Genomic DNA, 19280 nt, shown 5'->3' with positions numbered 1-19280 from the left:
GGACCGCGCCCGCCGGCCCGTCCTCGCCGGCGGCCGGACGGCCGGAGGCGGCGGGCGCGGCGATCACCCGGGAGCAGCCGGGCGCGGTGCTCGACCTGGTGCGGCGGGAGGTCGCCGCGGCGCTCGGGCACGAGGACGCGTCCGCGATCGCCTCGGAGGCGTCGTTCACCGCGCTGGGCTTCGACTCGCTGACCGCGGTCGAGCTGCGGAACCGGATGGCCGCGGCCACCGGTGAACGGCTGCCCACCACCCTGGTGTTCGACCACCCGACCCCGGCGGCCCTGGCGGAGTACGTACGGGGCGTGCTCGCGGCGGCGAGGACCGCGCCGCTCCTGGACCAGCTGGAGGCGCTGATCCGGGACGGGCAGCTGGAGCCGGAGGCGATCGGCAGGCTCCGGGAGCTGGTCGGCGGCGCGCCGGGAGGCGGCCCGACCGGCCCGGTGCCGGACCCGCTGTTCGACGGGGACCTGGACGCGGCGGCCGACGAGGAGCTGTTCACCCTGCTCGACGAGTTCGAGTGACGGTCCCCGGCACGGAACCGGTGACGGCCCCCCGCGCGGACGCGCGAGGGGCCGTCACCGGCGCCCGGGAGTCAGTGGGCGGGGGAGCCGTCCAGCCGGTGCAGGCCCTCGTCGCGGACCGCCGTCAGCAGGAACTCCACCAGCTGTTCGTTGGTGATCCGTTCGGGCCGGGCCAGCGTCACCGTCATGGTGTGGCTCTTCCCGCCGGCCCAGGAGGGGCGGCGCTCCAGCAGCTCCGGCCGGGCGGCGGCGATCACGAACAGCGGTCCCTCGCCCGCGGACTCGACGAGGTCGCCCACCGCGTCCAGGGTCATGTCCGGGGAGAGGTGCAGGTCGTCGAGGCACAGGACGAGGGGACGCCGCTGGACGGCCAGCAGCAGGAACTCCCGCCAGGCGTCCAGGACCTCGGTCGGGCAGATCGTGCCGGGGGCGGGCTCGCCCCCGGGGTCGAGGAGCGGCCACAGGAGCGGCAGCCGCCGCTCCCGCACGGCCTCGGAGCGGTAGAGGTCGCGCGAGGCGTGCTCCAGGGCCGCCCGCGCGGCCTCCGGCGGGTCCTCCCGGACGATGCCGCAGTAGGCGGCCAGGAGCCGGCCCGGGACGGCCAGCGGGGACGCGCCGGAGCTCCCGGACGCCCGCGCCGACAGGACGAGCGGCCCGTCGGGTTCCTCGGTCACCGAGCGGCGCAGCTCGGCCAGCAGCCGGGTCTTCCCGGTGTCGGGCTCGCCGATCACGGTGACCAGGTGCGGCACGGCCCGCTGCCGGGTGCGCTTCACCAGGCCGCGCAGCACGTCGAGTTCGACGGACAGCTCGCCGTCGCCGGCGCCGCTCCGCTCGTCGTCCCGGACGGCCACGGCCTGCCACTCCAGCGTGTGGGCGTCGGAGCGGCGGTAGCGGACCGTGTGCTCGCTGGCCCGGTGCACCTCCTCGCTGACCCGGACCTCACCCGCGGGCGACTCGCACAGCAGCTCCTGGGACTCGTCGAGGATGTCCCCGAAGACCGCCGGGACCGCGTCCCGGCCGCGCCGGCGGAGCATCACCTCGCCCGTGGTCACCACGACGTGCACGGTGGACCGCTCGGTGCCGGTGTCGGCCGGGTCGGGCACGTCCAGGACGTCACGGATGGCGAGGGCCGCCAGCACGGCCTGCCGGGGATCGTCCTGGTGGGGCGCGTCGAGCCCGAACAGGCCCACGGAGATGGAGCCGATGGCGGCGGTCACGACGCCGCCGAACCGTTCGATCTGCTCCCGGACCAGCAGTTCGGCCCCGTCCAGCAGGTCGTCGAGCTCCCGGTCGCCGGCGCCTCCGCCGAGCGAGGACGCGATCCGGGTGCGGACGGACACCACGCTGACCTGGCGGCGTTCCGTGCCGGGCCCCCGGCCCTCGGGCCGCTCCCGGCGGTCCGTGCCGCGGTCCGCGGCCCTCGGGTCCGGCCTGTTCCGGTCCGGGGTCCGCTGCTCCGGCGTCCTCCGCTCGCCGGGCGCGGGGCCGGCGGGGACGAGCCGGTCACGCGCGCCGTCGCCCCCTTCCGCGTCGGGCCGGGCGGGAGCCCGGGGCAGCAGCAGGGTCGGGTCCTGGGTGAGGATCCGCTGCTGGAGCGCCTGGAGGCCGTGTCCCGGCTCCAGGCCGAGGCTCTCGACGAGCACGGCCCGCACCCGGCTGTAGACGGAGAGGGCGTCGGCCTGCCTGCCGCAGCGGTACAGCGCCAGCATCAACTGGCCGCACCCCCGCTCGCGCAGCGGCTCGGCCCGCACCATCGCCTCCAGCTCGGCGAGGATCCCGTGGTGACGGCCGCAGGCCAGCTGCGCCTCGACGTAGTCCTCCATCGCGTCGAGCCGGGCGCTCTCCACGGCGGCCAGTTCCGGCCACGCGACGTCCTTCTCCACCAGGTCCGCGAGGGCGGGACCCCGCCAGAGCGCCAGCGCGTCGCTCAGCAGGGCCACCGCGGCCTCGGGGGCGCCCGCGGCCAGCCGGTCGCGGCCCCGTCCGGCGAGCGTGTGGAAGTGGTGCAGGTCGACCTGCTCCGGATCGACCCGCATCATGTAGCCCGGGGGCCGGGTCAGCAGCGCGGGGGCGGCCGGGCCGTTCGCGCCGCGGCCGGACGCGAGGGCGCCGCGGAGTCCGTAGACCGCGTTCTGCAGGATCTTGCGCGCCGTCACCGGTGCCTCGTCGCCCTCCCACAGCGCGCTCAGGAGTCTGCTCGTCGGCACCACCTTGTTCGGGTGGAGGAGGAGGAAGCCGAGTGTGGCGCGCTGTTTCGCGCCTCCCAGCCCCACCGGCCTGCCGTCGTCCAGCACTTCCATCGGACCGAGTAATCGGAACTGCATCGAACTCCCCCATTCGGCAACCCGTACCGGGACCCGCCCTTTTCGGCAGGGTGCCCGGTACTTCCGCTGCGTCACATATTCGCCAAGATCCTTCTGGTCGGTGTGCAAGAACTTGGTCCAGGTCAGACCAACTCTCGACCAAGACACGTGAGAGGACGCACGGCAGAGGTTACCGCCACCGCGCGCACGACAGCGGAACGCCGAGTGATACCGGGAGAACCGTCGGTGACGGGCCGTGGGCCGGGGGGATCCCGGCCGGAGCCCGCCTCCCGGCGCCCGGCCCGGCCGCGGCGCGCGCGGGCGGCGGTGATCGTCTCGCCCGGCCCCCGTCAGGGGGCGGGGCCCCGGGATTCCGCGGTCCCGGGAGCCGCTGGTGTCAGGAGCGGACGCCGGTACCCGCCGACGGGCCGTCGGCCGGGGCCGCCAGGGCGGCGGTCAGCGACCGGGCGATCGCCGGCAGGTGCCGGTCGAGGTAGAAGTGACCCCCCGGGAAGACCTCCAGGGTGGTCGGCGCGGTGGTGAAGTCCCGCCAGGCGCTCGCCTGTTCCACGGTCACCACCGGGTCGCTGTCGCCGACGAACACGCCGATCGGCACGGACAGCGGTGCCCCCGGCCGCCACCCGTAGCTCCCGACCGCCCGGTAGTCGGCGCGCAGCGCGGGCATCACCATCTCCCGCAGCTCCGGGTCGTCGAGGACGGCCGGGGTCGTCCCGCCCAGCCGCCGCACCGCCGCCATGACGTCGTCGTCGGTGAGCAGCCGGTCGTGCGGGCTCGGGTCCAGGGCGGGCGCCCGCCGGCCGGACAGGAACAGGTGGCCGGGGCCGGTCCGGCCGTCCTCGCGCAGCCGCCGGGCGGTCTCGTAGGCGAGGACCGCGCCCATGCTGTGCCCGAAGAAGGCGTACGGACCCTCCGGTCCGCGCCGCACCTCGGCGGCGAGGGCGTCCGCCAGCTCCCCGATGTCGTCGAGCGGACGCTCGTGTCTGCGGTCCTGACGGCCGGGATACTGCACGGACAGCACCGCGACCTCCGGCGCGAGCGCCCGGGCCAGCGGCACGTAGGCGCTCGCCGCGCCACCGGCGTGCGGGAAGCACACCAGGGTGGTGCCGCCCGCCGTCGCGGAGTCGCCGCCGGGGACGGCGAACCTCCGAAGCCACTCGCTGTCCACGCGGCCCACCCCCGTTTCCCTCGTACGCCGTCCCCTGCCGCGGGGCCGGTCCGGACCATCATCCGCGACGCCGCTCAACGGACGCACAAATCCCGGACAAAAGCGCAGCGTGAGCGGGAACGTCGAAGGGGTTGCGCGGCGGGGCGATCAAAGGCGGATCAAACCGGCACGGCGCTTGTGACACATTCCCGGGGAGCCGGTTGAGGCCCCCGTGCGGCGGGCCGGACGATCACGGGGTGGGACGGCGCCGGGCGCGGTACCCGGCACCAGCGGCCGCGTGCCGCGCCCGCCGTCCCGCGGCCCCGTCCGGGCGGAACCGGCGCACACCGGTCCCGCCGGGGCGGTCGTGGCCGGGCCGGCTGCCCCCCGTCAGCCGCCCCGGCCCGACGGCCGCCCGCTCACGCCTCCTTGAGGAACGACAGCAGCAGGTCGCCGACGGCCTCCGGGCGCTCCAGCGGGAGCCAGTGCCCGGTGTCCTCCAGCCGCTCGTACCGCCACCGCCCGAGGACGTGCGCGTGGGTGCCGGACATCGAGCGCTCGGTGAGGAAGGGGTCCCCGGTGGACCACACCCCCATGACCGGGATCGAGTCGGGCAGCGGCACCACCGGCGGCGCCGCCCCGAACTGGACCTCCGCAGGGAGCCCCGACCGGTAGATGTTCAGCGCCGCCGTCAGCGCCCCGGGAGCGCGCAGCGGCTCGATCGCGGCCTCCGCGTCCGGGTGCCCGGCCAGCATCTCCCGCAGCCCCGCGTGGTCGTCGCGCGCCAGCCACTCCTCCGCGACCCCGGGGAGCTGGAAGAGGAGCATGTACCACGAGCGCTGCCGCTGCTCCCAGCCCGCGGACAGGATCGACGCCAGGTGGCCCACCGAGAGCAGGCTCAGGCTCCGCACCCGGTCCGGCACCACCGACGCCAGGCCCTGGGCGATGCCCGAGCCCCAGTCGTGGCCGACCAGGTGGAAGCGGTCGACGTCGAGGGAGGCGAGGAGTTCGAGCAGGTCGCCGATGTGCTTGCCCGGGTGGTACGCCGCAGGGCCGCCCTCCGGACGGTCCGAGCCGCCGAAGCCGCGCAGGGTCGGGGCGACGGTCCGGAAGCCGGCCGCGTTCAGCACCGGGACCTGGTGCCGCCACAGCACGTGACTGTCCGGGAAGCCGTGGAGCAGCAGGACCGCCGGCCCCTCGCCGCTCACCTCGACGTCCAGATTCACCTCGGACAGCTGCACCCGCATGACAACACCCCGTTCCCGTCGGCCGGTTCGACCGGGTCATGATGGCAGCAGGAGCGGAGCCCGTACCACTCGGCCGGGAGACGGCCGCCGGTCAGAAGGGGTACCAGCGGACCTCGGGATCGCCGTCCCGCAGCGACGCCACCCGCCGCTCGAACTCCGCCAGCGCCTTCGGGTTGTGCGGCGCGTGCTGGGCCACCCAGGCGCAGCTCGCGGTCTCCCGCGCCCCGCGCAGCACCGCGCACCCCTCCCACTCGCGCACGTCCCAGCCGTACGCCTCCGTGAAGGCGTCGTAGGCCGCCGGGTCCAGGCCGTACCGGTCTCGGGAGAGCGCCAGCACCACCAGGTCGTGCTCGCGCAGGTCGGAGGAGAAGGTCTCCAGGTCCATCAGGACCGGTCCGTCCGGGCCCACCTGGACGTTGCGCGGCAGGGCGTCGCCGTGGATCGGGCCGGGGGCGAGCCGCGGCGTGAGCGCCGCCGCGGCCGGGGCGAAGGCGTCCCGGCGCTCCCGCAGGAAGGCCGCGTCCGCCGGGTCGATCGCCTCCCCGGCCAGCCGCAGCCACCGCTCCACCCCGCCGAGCAGCTCCCGCCGCGGCAGGGCGAGCCCCGCCGGCTCGGGCAGCGCGTGCACCGCGCGCAGCAGCGGCGCCAGGTCCCGCGGCTCGGCCGGGCGGACCGCCTCCGGCAGCGGGTGCCAGAAGGTCAGCGGATGCCCCTCGACCAGCCGGGGCTCCCGCTCCGCCGCCCGCACCGCCGGCACCCCGGCCTCCGCCAGCCAGCCGGCCAGCGCCACCTCGCGCCCGGCCCGCTCGAACAGCTCGGCCGACCGGCCGACCTTGACGACCAGGCCGTCCACGGCGAAGACCGCGTTCTCGGCCAGCGAGAGGAGCCGTGCCCCGCCCGCCGGCAGCCCCGCCGCGGCCAGGATCTCCCGCGCCCGCGCCTCGTCCATCCACTCTCTCCCTGCCCGGTGGTCCGTGTGCGTGAGCAGTCTCCCACCCCTGGCCACGCCCCCCGGCATTACGCAGGCTTGTTCAATAAGTCACAGATGGGTGACGGCCCTTCCGCTGCCCGCCGTCCATCGGAGAGGGTTCCAACCAGCCACCGCGCCACCCCCCACGAGGCGCGGTGGCTGCCTAAGGTGGCGGCATGACCACGTACGCGCTCCTCCTCCGCGGCATCAACGTGAGCGGCCACCGCAAAGTCCCCATGGCCGAGCTGCGCGCCCTCCTCGAAGAGCTGGGCCACGGCGACGTCCGCACCTACCTCCAGAGCGGCAACGCCGTCTTCACCACGGACGACGACGCCCCGGAGGACACCCTGGCCGCGGCGATCGAGGACGCGATCGAGCGGCGCTTCGGCTTCCGCTGCGACTGCCTCGTCCGCGACGGCGCCTATCTGGCCGCCGTCGCCGGGGCGTGCCCCTTCCCCGCCGCGGAGCTGGAGGGCAAGCAGCTGCACGCCGTCTACTACTCGGCACCGGTCACCCCCGACCGCTTCGCCGCCGTCGACGCCGAAGCCCACCACCCCGAGTCCTTCGCCCTCGGCGACCGCGTCCTGTACCTCTACACGCCGGACGGCCTCGGCCGCTCCAAGCTGGCCGAGGCCGTCCTGCGGCCGTCCCTGAACAAGGGCGTGGTGGCCACCGCCCGCAACTGGAACACGGTCCGCAGACTGGTCGAGATGACCGCCGCCGGCTAGCCGGCCGCGACCGCCAGGCGTTCCGGGGCGCGCAGGGCCTCCCGGTAGCGCTCCACCAGGAGGGCGGCGAGTTCGGGGGAGGGGCCGAGGACGCCGGCCAGGACGTCGGCCTCCGCCGCGCCCGCGGCGATGCGGTCGGGGAGACGGCCGGGGGCGATCACGTACGGGGCCACCGCCACGCGGCGCACGCCCGGCTCGGACCGCAGGGCCCGGACGGCGTCCTCGGTCCGGGGGAAGCCCCCGGCACGCACAGCGGAGGCGAACGCGGGTCGCACGGAGCACCAACCGGTGCGCCGCAGCTCCCGCGCCGTTTCTGCGATCGCCGCGATCGCCTCCGGGTCGGTGGAGCCCGCCGAGGCCAGGACGACCCCGGTGGCGCTCCGGTCGGCGGGCGTGAGCCCGGCCTCGTACAGGCGCCGTTCCACCGTCGCGCGCAGCAGCGGGGACGGGCCCAGGACCTCCGCCTGGCGGATCCGCAGGCTCGCGGGCGCCTGGCGCAGGACGGCGGGGATGTCGGCCTTCGCGTGGAAGGCCCGGGTCAGCAGCAGCGGCAGCGCCACCACGTCCCGCGCCCCCTCGGCGGCGAGCCGGTCCAGGACGCCCGCCACCGAGGGCAGGTTGAAGTCCAGGAACGCGGTCTCCACCCGCAGCCCGGGCCGCAGCGCGCCGGCCCGGCGCACCAGCGCCTGGACGGTCGCCGCGTGCCGGGGATCGCGGCTGCCGTGGGCGATGACGAGGAGGGGGGGACGGTTCATCGGGGACGGCTCACTTCACCAGCAGGCCGCGGCTGCGGAGCACCCAGCGCTCCAGCGGGCTGAAGATCAGCAGGTCGATGGCGATGCCGACGACCAGGATCAGCAGGATCGCGAGGAACACGCCCGGCAGGTCGATGTTGTTGCGGCCGTTCTCCAGGAGCTGGCCGAGGCCGAGCCCGAGGTCGGGGGAGGAGGCGATGATCTCCGCCGCCATCAGCGAGCGCCAGGAGAAGGCCCAGCCCTGCTTCAGACCGGCCAGGTAACCGGGCAGCGCGGCGGGGAGCACCACGTGCCAGGTGCCCTTGAGCCCGGTGGCGCCCAGGGTGCGGCCGGCCCGCAGGAAGAGCGGCGGGACCTGGTCCACGCCGGAGACCAGGCCGTTCGCGATGGACGGCACGGCGCCCAGCAGGATCACCGTGTACATCATCGCGTCGTTCAGGCCGAACCAGAGCACGGCCGGCGGCACCCACGCCACCGAGGGCAGCGACTGCAGGCCGGACAGGATCGGGCCGATCGCGGCGCGCACGAACTTCACCCGGGCCACCAGCAGTCCCAGCGGGGTGCCGATGGCGAGGGCCAGCAGGAAGCCCGCCAGACCCCGGGAGACGCTGGTCCAGATGACCTCCAGGAGGGTGCCCTGGAGCCACATGTCGGCCAGGCCGTCCCACACCGCGGACGGCGCGGGCAGCTTGGTCTCCTCGGTGATCTTCGCGGAGACCAGGACCTGCCAGACGACGAGGACGAGGGCGACGGCGAGGGTGGGCGGGAGGACCTTCTTGACGAGGACCTCGCGGACCGGCGTGCGGCGGACCTCGACCGCGTCCAGCGCGTCGAGCCCGGCCTCCAGACCGGCGAGGTCGTCGGCCTTGGCCTTCGCGGCGGTGTCAGTGCTGGCCATGGCGGCGGATCTCCCCACGCAGGTGTTCAGTGATCTCGACGGACAGCTCGGCCACGTCCGCGTCCTCGATGCGGCGCGGCTGCGGGATGTCCACGGTCCACTCCTTGGCCACCCGGCCGGGCCGGGAGGAGAGCAGGACCACGCGCTCGGCGAGGCGGACGGCCTCGCGCACGTTGTGCGTGACGAAGAGGACGGAGAGGTTCGTCTCCGCCCAGATGCGGGTGAGCTCGCCGTGCAGCACGTCGCGGGTGATGGCGTCGAGCGCCGCGAACGGCTCGTCCATCAGCAGCAGCTGGCTGTCCTGGGCGAGCGCCCGGGCGAGCGCCACGCGCTGGCGCATGCCGCCGGACAGCTCGTGCACCCGCTTGTCGTACGCGCCGCCGAGCCGGACGAGTTCGAGCAGCCGCTCGGCCTCCGGCTTGCGCGCGGCCCGCGGCAGCCCGCGCAGCCGCAGCGCGAGCTCGATGTTCTTGCCCGCGGTCAGCCACGGGAAGAGGGCGTGCTCCTGGAACATCAGGGCCGGCCGGCCGCCCGGGGTCTCGATGGACCCCAGGGTCGGCCGGTCCAGTCCCGCGACCAGGTTCAGCAGTGTGGACTTGCCACACCCCGAGGCCCCCAGGATGGTGACGAACTCGCCGGGCGCGACGTCGAGACTGACGTCGTCCAGGACGAGCTGGGTACCGGCCGGGCCGGAGAAGGACTTCGAGACGTGCTCGATCCGGGCGGCGTGCGTCTGCTCCGCTACGGTGCCCTCGGCAGCCTTGGCGAGCGTCGTGGCCATGGTCGTCACCTCCTGGGTATCAGCTGCGGATGCTTACTTGACGCCGAGGCCGGCGTCGGAGACCTCGGGCTGGCCCTCGGCCTTCAGCACCTTGTTCAGGAGCGTCAGGTCGTAGATGCCGGCCAGGTCGGGCTGGTCGATGAGCTTCGCCTTGACCGCCCACTCGGACTGCGTCTTGAGCGTCGAGGCCAGCGGGTCGTTCGTGGTCGCGATGCTCGGCCACGCCGGGTCGATGACCTTGGCGTCCAGGGCCTTGCCCGACTCCGCCTTCAGCGCCGCGTTGGCGGACTCCTTGGCCTTGTCCGGGTTGGCGTTGATCCACGCGTTGGTCTTCACCGTGCCGCGCAGGACGGCCTCGACGACGTCCGGGTGCTCCGCCAGGAACTTCTGCGACACGATGATGTTCGTGATCACGAACTTCTTGTCGGGCCACAGGGAGGTTTCGTCGAGGAGCACCGACGCGCCCTGGGAGACCAGCTTCGAAGCCGTCGGCTCGGGAACCCAGGCGCCGTCGATGGAGCCGGACTTGTAGGCGTCCGGGGTCACCTTGTTGTCGGTGCGGACCACGGAGACGTCGCCCTTGCCGGACTCGGCGTCGACCGACCAGCCCTTCTCCGCGATCCAGTTGAGGAGCGCGACGTCCTGCGTGTTCCCCTTCTGCGGGGTGGCGATCCGCTTGCCCTTGAGGTCGTCCAGGGTCTTGATCTTGTCCGGGTTCACGACCAGCTTCACGCCGCCGGAGGCGGAGCCGGAGATGATCCGCAGGTTCTTGCCCTTGGACTTGACGTAGGCGTTGATGGACGGCGAGGGGCCGATGAAGCCGATGTCGAGAGAGCCGCCGTTGAGCGCCTCGATCTCGGACGGGCCGGCGTTGAAGGTCTGGGGCTTGAGGACCGTGCCGCCCAGCTCCTTCTGGATCAGGCCGTCCTTGACGCCGATCAGCGCGGTCGCGTGCGTCAGGTTGGGGAAGTAGCCGATCCGGACCTCGGGGGCGGAGAGCTTCTTGGCGTCGGCCGCGACCGGGGCCTTCTCCGCGGAAGCGTCCTTCGTCGCGTCGGAGCCGTAGCCGCACGAGGCGAGCGCGCCGATCAGCAGAGGCAGGGCGGCGGTGGCGGCCAGGCTGCGGCGCAGGGTGGTACGGGTGGTGGCAGGCACGGGAGGAGTTCCCCTCGATTCACTGGGTCTGAAGTCTGCGTTTGCGACGGTGCGGGTGGAGCGGCGTCGCACGGCGACAGCCGTGCGCGGAGGCGGTCAGCACGCACATCGCGCGACACCTCCCCTGCCTGCGCCTTGGGCGCCGGAACCCACCCGGCCCCCTTCCTTCGCGAAGGTGCCGTAGAAGTCCTGACTCATGGTCAGAAGTCCCACCCTTCTTCGTCGTCGGCGGTCGCGACCGCCTTGGTGGTGGCGAACGACTCGCCCGCCATGCCCGCCGCGAGCGTAGTGCCGTCGGCCGGATCGATCAGCAGGAACGAACCGGTACGGCGCGAATCCGCGTACGCGTCGAGCGCCAGCGGCTCCGCGGTGCGGACCTTCACCCGGCCGATGTCGTTGGCGACGAGCCGCCCGGGCTCGGGGTGCTGGGAGAGGTCGTCCAGGGTCAGCCGGGACGGGATCTCCTTCACGATCGCCTTGACCGTGCGGGTGGTGTGCTTGAGCAGCACCCGCTGGCCGACGGTGAGCGGCTGGTCCGCCACGTGGCAGACCGTCGCCTCGACGTCCTGGCTGGTGGCCGGGGCGTCACCGCTCGGGGCGAGCAGGTCGCCGCGCGAGATGTCGATGTCGTCGGCGAGCCGGATGGTGACCGACTGCGGGGCCCAGGCGATGTCCACCGGCTCGCCCAGCGCGTCGATCGCGGTGATCGTCGAGGTCTTCCCGGAGGGCAGCACGGTGATCTGCTCGCCGACCCGGAAGGCGCCGGCCGCGATCTGGCCCGCGTAGCCCCGGTAGTCGGGGTGCTCGGCGGTCTGCGGACGGATCACGTACTGGACCGGGAAGCGCGCGTGGCAGGCCGTCAGGTCGTGGCTGACCGGCACGGTCTCCAGGTGCTCCAGGACCGTCGGGCCGCCGTACCAGTCCATGTTGGCGGACGGCTCCACGACGTTGTCGCCGGCGAGCGCCGAGATCGGGATCGCGGTGATCTCCGGGACGCCGAGCTCGGAGGCGTACGTGGTGAACTCCTCGGCGATCGCGGCGAAGACGGACTCCCGGTACTCGACCAGGTCCATCTTGTTCACGGCCAGGACCACGTGCGGGACGCGGAGCAGGGCGGCGACGGCGGCGTGCCGGCGGGTCTGCTCGACGACGCCGTTGCGGGCGTCGACGAGGACCACGGCCAGCTCGGCCGTCGAGGCGCCGGTCACCATGTTCCGGGTGTACTGCACGTGTCCCGGGGTGTCGGCGAGGATGAACCGCCGGCGCGGGGTCGCGAAGTAGCGGTACGCCACGTCGATGGTGATGCCCTGCTCGCGCTCGGCCCGCAGGCCGTCGGTGAGCAGCGCCAGGTCGGGTGCCTCCTGGCCGCGCGAGCGCGAGGCGTGCTCGACGGCCTCCAGCTGGTCGGCGAGGACCGACTTGGAGTCGTGCAGGAGGCGGCCGACCAGGGTGGACTTGCCGTCGTCGACGGAGCCGGCGGTGGCGAAGCGCAGCAGGGTGGTGGCGGCCAGCTCGGCGGCCGGCTGCTCGGTGGACGTGCTCATCTTTAGAAGTACCCTTCGCGCTTGCGGTCTTCCATCGCGGCCTCGGACAGCTTGTCGTCGGCCCGGGTGGCGCCCCGCTCGGTGAGCCGGGAGGCGGCGATCTCGGCGATGACGGCGTCCAGCGTGGTGGCGTCGGAGTCGACGGCGCCGGTGCAGGACATGTCGCCGACCGTGCGGTAGCGGATCAGCCGCGTCTCGACCCGCTCGGTCTCCTTCGGCCCGCCCCACTCGCCGGCGGTCAGCCACATGCCGCTGCGGGCGAAGACCTCGCGCTCGTGGGCGAAGTAGATCTCCGGGAGCTCGATGCCCTCCCGCTGGATGTACTGCCAGACGTCCAGCTCGGTCCAGTTGGAGAGCGGGAAGACCCGGACGTGCTCACCGGGGGCGTGCCGGCCGTTGTACAGCTGCCACAGCTCGGGGCGCTGGCGGCGCGGGTCCCACTGGGAGAACTCGTCGCGGAGGCTGAACACCCGCTCCTTGGCGCGGGCCTTCTCCTCGTCGCGCCGGCCGCCGCCGAAGACGGCGTCGAAGCGGTGCTGCTGGATGGCCTCGGTCAGCGGCACCGTCTGGAGCGGGTTGCGGGTGCCGTCCGGGCGCTCCTTGAGGGCGCCGCGGTCGATGTACTCCTGCACGGAGGCGACGTGCAGCCGCAGCCCGTGCTCGGCGACCACGCGGTCGCGGTACTCGATGACCTCGGGGAAGTTGTGGCCCGTGTCGACGTGCAGCAGCGTGAAGGGGACCGGCGCGGGGGCGAAGGCCTTCAGCGCCAGGTGCAGCATGACGATGGAGTCCTTGCCGCCGGAGAAGAGGATCACCGGCCGCTCGAACTCGCCCGCCACCTCACGGAAGATGTGGACGGCCTCGGACTCCAGGGAGTCGAGGTGCGACAGCGCGAACGGGCTGTCCGTGGTGTCGTGGGCGTGCGCGACGGTCGTCATGCGAGACCCCTCTCGGTGAGCAGCGCGTGCAGCCGGGCTGCCGATTCCTGCACGGTCTGGTTCTGGGACTCGATCCGCAGATCGGGGTTCTCGGGGGCCTCGTACGGGTCGTCGACACCGGTGAGGCCGGCGATCTCGCCCGCCGCCTGCTTGGCGTAGAGGCCCTTGACGTCGCGGACCGAGCAGACCTCGACCGGGGTGGCCACGTGGACCTCGACGAAGGCGGTGCCCTCGGCGAGGTGGCGCTTGCGGACCGCCTCGCGGCTGTCGGCGTACGGGGCGATGACCGGGACCAGCACGGTCACGCCGTGCGAGGCGAGCAGCTCGGCGACGAAGCCGATCCGCTGCACGTTGGTGAACCGGTCCTCGCGGGAGAAGCCGAGGCCCGCGGAGAGGAACTCGCGGATCTCGTCGCCGTCGAGGATCTCGACGCGGCGGCCCTCCTCGCGCAGCCGGCCGGCCAGCTCGTAGGCGATCGTGGTCTTGCCGGCGCTCGGCAGGCCGGTGAGCCAGACGGTGGCACCGGTCACGTGATTCTCCAGGGGGGTGTCGGGGGTGGTCATCAGCCGTGCAGCCCGCATTCGGTCTTGGCGCGGCCGGCCCAGCGGCCGGCCCGGGCGTCCTCGCCGGCCTCGACCCGGCGGGTGCAGGGGGCGCAGCCGACGGAGGCGTAACCGTCCATGAGGAGCGGGTTGGTGAGGACCCCGTACTCCGCCACGTAGGCGTCGACGTCGTCCTGCGTCCAGCGGGCGATCGGGGAGACCTTCACCTTCCGCCGCTTCTCGTCCCAGCCGACGACCGGGGTGTTCGCCCGGGTGGGGGACTCGTCGCGGCGCAGTCCGGTCGCCCACGCGGCGTAGCCGGTCAGGCCCTCCTGGAGCGGCTTGACCTTGCGCAGCGCGCAGCACAGGTCGGGGTCGCGGTCGTGCAGCCTCGGGCCGTACTCGGCGTCCTGCTCGGCCACGGTCTGGCGCGGGGTCAGGGTGATGACGTGGACGTCCATGACGGCCTCGACGGCGTCACGGGTGCCGATCGTCTCCTCGAAGTGGTAGCCGGTGTCGAGGAAGACGACGTCCACGCCGGGCTGGACGCGGGAGGCGAGGTGGGCGACGACCGCGTCCTCCATGGAGGAGGTGACGCAGAACTTCGGACCGAAGGTGGTGACGGCCCACTGGAGGATCTCCAGCGCGGAGGCGTCCTCCAGATCGCGGCCGGCCTGCTCCGCGAGCGCCTTCAGCTCCGCGTCGGTGGCCCGCTCGACGTCCTGAGTGACCGTCATATCCCTTCCCTCCCCGTGGTGTTGTTCGGAGTGCCGGGAGCCAGGAGCCCCAGGAACTTCAACTGGAAGGCCCGACTGCACGCGGCGCACTCCCAGGCCCCGTGCCCCTGCTCGTTCGGCCGCAGGTCCTCGTCCCCGCAGTAGGGGCAGAAGAACGGGGCGGCACGCTCGCTCACGGCGTCTCCTCGTTCGCTTCTCCGCCCGCGCGGCGCACCGGTGCGGCCTTCGTGTTCGTCCGCGGCCCGGTGGCCGCGCGTGCGTCGCTCACGGCGTCTCCTCGTTCGCTTCTCCGCCCGCGCGGCGCACCGGTGCGGCCTTCGTGTTCGTCCGCGGCCCGGTGGCCGCGCGTGCGTCGCTCACGACAGGGCCTCTTCCGAGGCGCGGGCGGCCCAGGTGGCGAACCGCTCGCCGTCCTCGCGCTCCGCCCGGTAGCGGGTGAGGACGCGCTCCACGTAGTCGGGCAGCTCGGCGGAGGTGACCTTGAGGCCGCGGACCTTGCGGCCGAAGCCGGCCTCCAGGCCGAGGGCGCCGCCCAGGTGGACCTGGTAGCCCTCGACGCGGTTGCCCTCGTCGTCCAGGACCAGCTGGCCCTTGAGGCCGATGTCCGCGACCTGGATGCGGGCGCAGGCGTTGGGGCAGCCGTTGATGTTGATCGTCAGCGGCTCGTCGAACTCCGGCAGGCGGCGCTCCAGTTCGTCGATGAGCGCGGAGCCGCGGCCCTTCGTCTCGACGATGGCCAGCTTGCAGAACTCGATGCCGGTGCAGGCCATCGTGCCCCGCCGGAAGGGGGACGGCGTGACCCGCAGGTCCAGCGCCTCCAGGGCGGCGACGAGCGAGTCGACCTGCGCCTCCTCGACGTCGAGGACGAGCATCTTCTGCTCGGCGGTGGTGCGGACCCGGCCGGAGCCGTGCGCCTCCGCGACCGCGGCGATCTTGACGAGGGTGGGGCCGTCCACGCGGCCGACGCGCGGGGCGAAGCCGACGTAGAAGTTGCCGTCCTTCTGCCGGTGCACGCCGACGTGGTCGCGCCAGCGGCCGGCCGGCTGGGCCGGCGCCGGGCCGTCGGTGAGCTTCCGCTCGAGGTACTCGTCCTCCAGGACCTGGCGGAACTTCTCCGGGCCCCAGTCGGCGACGAGGAACTTCAGGCGGGCGCGGTTGCGCAGCCGGCGGTAGCCGTAGTCGCGGAAGATCGAGATGACGCCCTCGTAGACGTCGGGGACCTCGTCCAGGGAGACCCAGGTGCCCAGGCGGACGCCGAGCTTGGGGTTGGTGGACAGGCCGCCGCCGACCCAGACGTCGAAGCCGGGGCCGTGCTCCGGGTGGATGACGCCGACGAAGGAGATGTCGTTGATCTCGTGCGCCACGTCGAGCAGCGGCGAGCCGGAGACCGCGGACTTGAACTTGCGGGGCAGGTTGGAGAACTCGGGGTTGCCGATGATCCGCCGCTGGATCTCGTCGATGGCGGGGGTGCCGTCGATGATCTCCTCGGCGGCGATGCCGGCCACCGGCGAGCCGAGGATGACGCGCGGGGTGTCGCCGCACGCCTCGGTGGTGGAGAGGCCGACCGCCTCCAGGCGGTTCCAGATCTCGGGGACGTCCTCGATGCGGATCCAGTGGTACTGGACGTTCTGCCGGTCCGTGATGTCGGCGGTGCCGCGGCCGAACTCCTCGGAGATCTCGCCGATCACCCTCAGCTGTCGGGTGGTCAGCCGGCCGCCGTCGATGCGGACGCGGAGCATGAAGTACTCGTCGTCCAGCTCCTCCGGCTCCAGGACGCCGGTCTTGGTGCCGTCCAGACCCTGCTTGCGCTGGGTGTAGAGACCCCACCAGCGCATGCGTCCGCGCAGGTCGTTGGGGTCGATCGAGTCGAATCCACGCTTCGAGTAGATCGTCTCAATGCGTGTCCGCACATTGAGACCGTCGTCGTCCTTCTTGAACTGCTCATTGCCGTTCAGCGGGGTGAAGTGCCCCACGGCCCACTGACCCTCGCCACGGTGGCGCCCGGTCTTGCGGCGGGCGGCGGCGGGAGTGGGGTTTTCCGGGGTGGCGGCCATGGCGTCTTGTCCTTCGGGACTGCTGGAGGGCGGCTCTGACCTGCACACTCGCGCGCAGAACAGAGAGTGGCGCGGCGGTGCGCAGCAGGGTCGGGCAGAGAGGGAATGCGGCGGTGCTGGGCTTGCTCAGCGCGCCGGACAGATGGCGCTGGACATGCGGCCGAGGTCGACGTGCCGCCGACTCACCAAGGCAGTTCCAGTTCCAGGCATGGCGGAAGCGTGTCACGGGACTTTGGACCCAGTCCAGCATCGTCCGTTATGTGGACAAGAAAGTCTCGCTTGATGAGACGGTGTGGTCTGGGTCACGCAAAAGGGGCCCTGTTCAGGGCCCCTTTCACGGCGAACGGACGGTGGCTCAGACCGCCGCGCCCGGCCACGGACCGGGCGTCGCGGCCTGCTCGGCCGTCTCCGTCTTCGTGTCGAAGAGGCGGAAGCCGCGGCGCTCGTAGTTGGCCATCGCGTGCGGACCGTCCAGCGAGCAGGTGTGCAGCCACACCCGCTTCGTCGGCTCCCGGTCCGGCCAGCGCTCGGCCAGGTCCCAGGCGCGCCGGATCCCCTCGGAGAGCAGGTGGCCGCCGATGCCGCGGCCCCGGAAGGCGGCGATCAGGCCGAAGTACACGATCTCGACCACGCCGTCGTCCTGCGGGTCGAACTCCACGTAGCCGGCCGGCGTGCCCCGGTCGTAGGCCACCCAGATCTCGGCGCCCGGCTTCTCCGCGATCTCCTTCCACTGCGCGTACGTGAGCGGCAGCCGGTCGGCCCAGTGGACGTCGCCGCCGACCGCGGTGTAGAGGAAGCGGCTGAACTCGGGGGAGGGGACCTCGGCCCGGCGGACGGTGATGTCGTCGCCCTCGGGGACCCGGGCCGGACGCAGGTCGTCCGGCGAGGTCTGTTCCAGGGACCACGTGGTGAGAGTGATGCTCATGCCCTTATCGCATCATGCGGAGCGCCGGATTCCCAGGCCGGACCGGCGTAGCGACCGTCACGCCCGCCCACCCCGGGCGGACGGCGCCCGCGGAAGCCGGTGCCGGATGCGGCACGGGGCGGGAGAGCGGCCGTCGCGCCGGACGCGGTGTCCGGCATGTGGACAGGCGGCCCGGGCGCCTTCCCGACGCAGGGCGCTTCCCGACGCAGGGCGCTTCCCGACCCCGGGCCCCTCCCCGATCCAGGGGCCTTCCCCGGCCCAGGGGCCCTCCCCGCATCCCGGGGGTCCCCTATACCCGGATACCCGACTCTCCCCCTATACCCGACTCTCCTCCTATACCCGGCTCTCCGCCGCCGCCCGGATCGCCGGGGCCGTCGAGTGGGGCAGCAGCTCGACCGGGGACTCCGGGCGCAGCACCTCCACCTCGATCTCCTCGCGGAAGCGGTACGGGCGGTGGGCCAGGACCCCCGCGAGGGTGCGCCGCACCCGGGACATCTCGGCGCGGACGGTCACCGTCCTCGTCCGGTCCCCGAACACGTCCTGCGCCAGCTCCGCCGCCGTCCGGCCGTCCGGGTGCAGGGCGAGGAGGTAGAGGAGCTCGGCGTGGCGCGGGCTCAGCTCCTGCTGCCAGCTCCCGGCCGCCCCGGAGACCGCCACCGTCCAGCGGCGCGGCCGGCTCAGGTCCAGCACCACCCGGCCGGCCGCCCCCGACTCCGTACCGGCCGGCGCGGTGTCCTCCTCGACCCGCAGCAGCCAGCCGCCCGGCAGCGGTTCCACCGCGCACATGCCCAGCGAGGGCAGCCAGACCCGGCCGGCGCCCAGCGTCTTCGGCAGCACGATCCGGTCCACCGGGGCGAGCCCGGTCACGGCGGCCGTCCAGCCGTGGGTGTCCACCGCGACGGCCCGCCCGCCGACCCGGCACAGGATCGGGGCGGCCACCGTCCGCAGCCGTTCGACGGTGCCCCGGTGCCGCTCGCGCAGCTCGGCCTCCGCGAGCCGGGCGACGGAGCCGACCAGCGCCAGGAGCGAAGGGTGGAAGGTGGAGGCCGGTCCGCTGACGTCCAGGACGCCGAGCAGCCGCTGGTCGCGCGGATCGTGGACGGGGGCCGCCGCGCAGGTCCAGTTGTGCAGCGCCTGCACGTAGTGCTCGGCGGAGTGGACCTGGACCGCGCGGTGGGTGGCGAGCGCGGTGCCGACCGCGTTGGTGCCCGTCGTGTGCTCGGTCCAGGCCGCGCCCTCCTCCAGGCAGATGCCGTTCGCCTGCCGCATCACCGAGGGGTGGCCCTCCCGCCACAGCACCCGGCCCTGCTCGTCGGTGACGACCATGATCTGGAGGGAGGCGTCGGCGATCCCGGCGAGCCCGGAGCTCAGCGTCTCCATCACCTCGGCGAGCAGGGTGCCGTGCCGCCGCCGCTCCAGCTCGTCGCGGCGCAGCAGCACGCTGCTGGTGCCCCGGTCGGGGTCGAGGCCGAGCCGGGCCATCCGCTGCCAGGAGGCGTCGATCTCCGGGCGGGGCGCGATCGGCGGCTTCCGGCCGGCCAGGGTCTCCTCGCGGACGCGGTGCAGCAGCCGGGCCGCCTGGGCGGCGTCCATGGTGGCCAGCCGCTTCATGTCGAGCCGCGTGTTGTTCATCGGTCCCTCCCCGCCACCCGGTGTGCTGTATCGGTTCTGCAATGTCCGGGCGGATGATCCGGAGCGTCGTGAGCGCCGTCCGGCCCCGTCCGCGTGGTCGTCCTGGGCCGTGGCTCGCAGTGTCGCGGGTCCATCGTGCCGTCCGGAAGGGCTCCACGGAGCCCGGTTCGGGTAATCCTGCAACCCTTTGCAACTCTGGCCCCACCCCGCCCCCGTGCACGAGGGTGGTGGCGGCGGGTGGTGGTGCCGTGTCGGCGCAGCACCACCCCCGCCTTCCGCGCGTGCCGGCCCCGCGCCCGCCCCGCGGGCCGCGGGGCCCACCCCTGGTACGCGCGGCCAGACCTCCCGCGCCCCCGGACGCCCCTCGCGCGCCCGGCGCACCCCA

At 73.6% G+C, this 19280-nt stretch carries 19 protein-coding genes; 2 read left to right on the top strand and 17 right to left on the bottom strand.

Annotated elements, in window-relative coordinates:
* On the top strand, positions 1 to 521 hold a 521-nt coding region (locus tag IE321_RS35930), incomplete at its 5' end, for an acyl carrier protein (RefSeq protein ID WP_190226002.1).
* A gap of 71 nt (positions 522 to 592) precedes the next feature.
* Here IE321_RS35930 and IE321_RS35925 read toward each other — a convergent pair.
* The 4 genes from IE321_RS35925 to IE321_RS35910 form a co-directional block, all read right to left on the bottom strand.
* Positions 593 to 2821, bottom strand: coding sequence for an ATP-binding protein (locus IE321_RS35925; RefSeq protein ID WP_229916698.1), 2229 nt, complete (start codon positions 2819 to 2821; stop codon positions 593 to 595).
* Positions 2822 to 3221: 400 nt separating this feature from the next.
* Positions 3222 to 4010, bottom strand: coding sequence for a thioesterase II family protein (locus IE321_RS35920; protein ID WP_190226000.1), 789 nt, complete (start codon positions 4008 to 4010; stop codon positions 3222 to 3224).
* Positions 4011 to 4408: 398 nt separating this feature from the next.
* A complete protein-coding gene (locus IE321_RS35915; RefSeq protein WP_190225999.1) occupies positions 4409 to 5236 on the bottom strand; it encodes an alpha/beta fold hydrolase in 828 nt (275 codons plus the stop codon).
* A gap of 91 nt (positions 5237 to 5327) precedes the next feature.
* Entirely contained in the window at positions 5328 to 6185 is an 858-nt protein-coding gene (locus tag IE321_RS35910) for an aminoglycoside phosphotransferase family protein (protein ID WP_190225998.1), read from the bottom strand.
* Positions 6186 to 6382: 197 nt separating this feature from the next.
* Here IE321_RS35910 and IE321_RS35905 point away from each other — a divergent pair, with 197 nt between their 5' ends.
* Positions 6383 to 6934: a DUF1697 domain-containing protein gene (locus IE321_RS35905; RefSeq protein ID WP_190225997.1), complete on the top strand. Its 552-nt coding sequence runs from the start codon at positions 6383 to 6385 to the stop codon at positions 6932 to 6934.
* Here the strand turns inward: IE321_RS35905 and IE321_RS35900 are convergent.
* The 13 genes from IE321_RS35900 to IE321_RS35845 form a co-directional block, all read right to left on the bottom strand.
* Positions 6931 to 7689, bottom strand: a complete 759-nt coding sequence (locus IE321_RS35900; RefSeq protein WP_190225996.1) for a sirohydrochlorin chelatase — start codon at positions 7687 to 7689, stop codon at positions 6931 to 6933. The two genes, IE321_RS35905 and IE321_RS35900, sit on opposite strands and share 4 nt — an antisense overlap.
* 10 nt (positions 7690 to 7699) lie before the next feature.
* Positions 7700 to 8587 carry an ABC transporter permease gene (locus IE321_RS35895; RefSeq protein ID WP_043226381.1) on the bottom strand — a complete coding sequence of 296 codons (888 nt, stop codon included), beginning with the start codon at positions 8585 to 8587 and terminating at the stop codon, positions 7700 to 7702.
* Positions 8574 to 9368 carry an ABC transporter ATP-binding protein gene (locus IE321_RS35890; protein WP_190225995.1) on the bottom strand — a complete coding sequence of 265 codons (795 nt, stop codon included), beginning with the start codon at positions 9366 to 9368 and terminating at the stop codon, positions 8574 to 8576. Before IE321_RS35890 ends, IE321_RS35895 begins: the two co-directional genes overlap by 14 nt.
* Before the next feature lie 33 nt (positions 9369 to 9401).
* Entirely contained in the window at positions 9402 to 10523 is a 1122-nt protein-coding gene (locus IE321_RS35885) for an aliphatic sulfonate ABC transporter substrate-binding protein (protein ID WP_043226379.1), read from the bottom strand.
* Positions 10524 to 10723: 200 nt separating this feature from the next.
* Complete coding sequence (locus tag IE321_RS35880; protein ID WP_043226378.1) at positions 10724 to 12067, bottom strand: sulfate adenylyltransferase subunit 1; 1344 nt, start codon at positions 12065 to 12067, stop codon at positions 10724 to 10726.
* Positions 12068 to 12069: 2 nt separating this feature from the next.
* Positions 12070 to 13005: a sulfate adenylyltransferase subunit CysD gene (gene cysD, locus IE321_RS35875; protein ID WP_190225994.1), complete on the bottom strand. Its 936-nt coding sequence runs from the start codon at positions 13003 to 13005 to the stop codon at positions 12070 to 12072.
* Positions 13002 to 13568, bottom strand: a complete 567-nt coding sequence (gene cysC, locus IE321_RS35870) for an adenylyl-sulfate kinase (protein WP_043226376.1) — start codon at positions 13566 to 13568, stop codon at positions 13002 to 13004. The genes cysD and cysC overlap by 4 nt, the downstream gene beginning before the upstream one ends.
* Positions 13568 to 14284 (bottom strand): phosphoadenylyl-sulfate reductase, encoded by a 717-nt coding sequence (locus tag IE321_RS35865; protein ID WP_190225993.1) that lies wholly within the window; start codon positions 14282 to 14284, stop codon positions 13568 to 13570. The genes cysC and IE321_RS35865 overlap by 1 nt, the downstream gene beginning before the upstream one ends.
* A complete protein-coding gene (locus IE321_RS35860) occupies positions 14281 to 14460 on the bottom strand; it encodes an eL43 family ribosomal protein (RefSeq protein ID WP_190225992.1) in 180 nt (59 codons plus the stop codon). Before IE321_RS35860 ends, IE321_RS35865 begins: the two co-directional genes overlap by 4 nt.
* A 180-nt stretch (positions 14461 to 14640) precedes the next feature.
* On the bottom strand, positions 14641 to 16338 hold the full coding sequence (locus tag IE321_RS35855) for a nitrite/sulfite reductase (RefSeq protein WP_190225991.1): 1698 nt from the start codon (positions 16336 to 16338) through the stop codon (positions 14641 to 14643).
* A 126-nt stretch (positions 16339 to 16464) separates the two neighbouring features.
* On the bottom strand, positions 16465 to 16548 hold the full coding sequence (locus tag IE321_RS43270; RefSeq protein ID WP_311136957.1) for a putative leader peptide: 84 nt from the start codon (positions 16546 to 16548) through the stop codon (positions 16465 to 16467).
* A gap of 145 nt (positions 16549 to 16693) precedes the next feature.
* Positions 16694 to 17263, bottom strand: a complete 570-nt coding sequence (locus IE321_RS35850; protein WP_043226372.1) for a GNAT family N-acetyltransferase — start codon at positions 17261 to 17263, stop codon at positions 16694 to 16696.
* A gap of 333 nt (positions 17264 to 17596) precedes the next feature.
* Positions 17597 to 18895 (bottom strand): helix-turn-helix domain-containing protein, encoded by a 1299-nt coding sequence (locus IE321_RS35845; RefSeq protein ID WP_190225990.1) that lies wholly within the window; start codon positions 18893 to 18895, stop codon positions 17597 to 17599.
* Positions 18896 to 19280: the final 385 nt, after the last annotated feature.

Origin of the sequence: Streptomyces hydrogenans (assembly GCF_014656075.1) — a bacterium.
Lineage (GTDB): Bacteria > Actinomycetota > Actinomycetes > Streptomycetales > Streptomycetaceae > Streptomyces > Streptomyces hydrogenans.
Note: the sequence above shows the minus strand (reverse complement) of the source record. Positions and strands in the feature narration are given on the sequence as shown.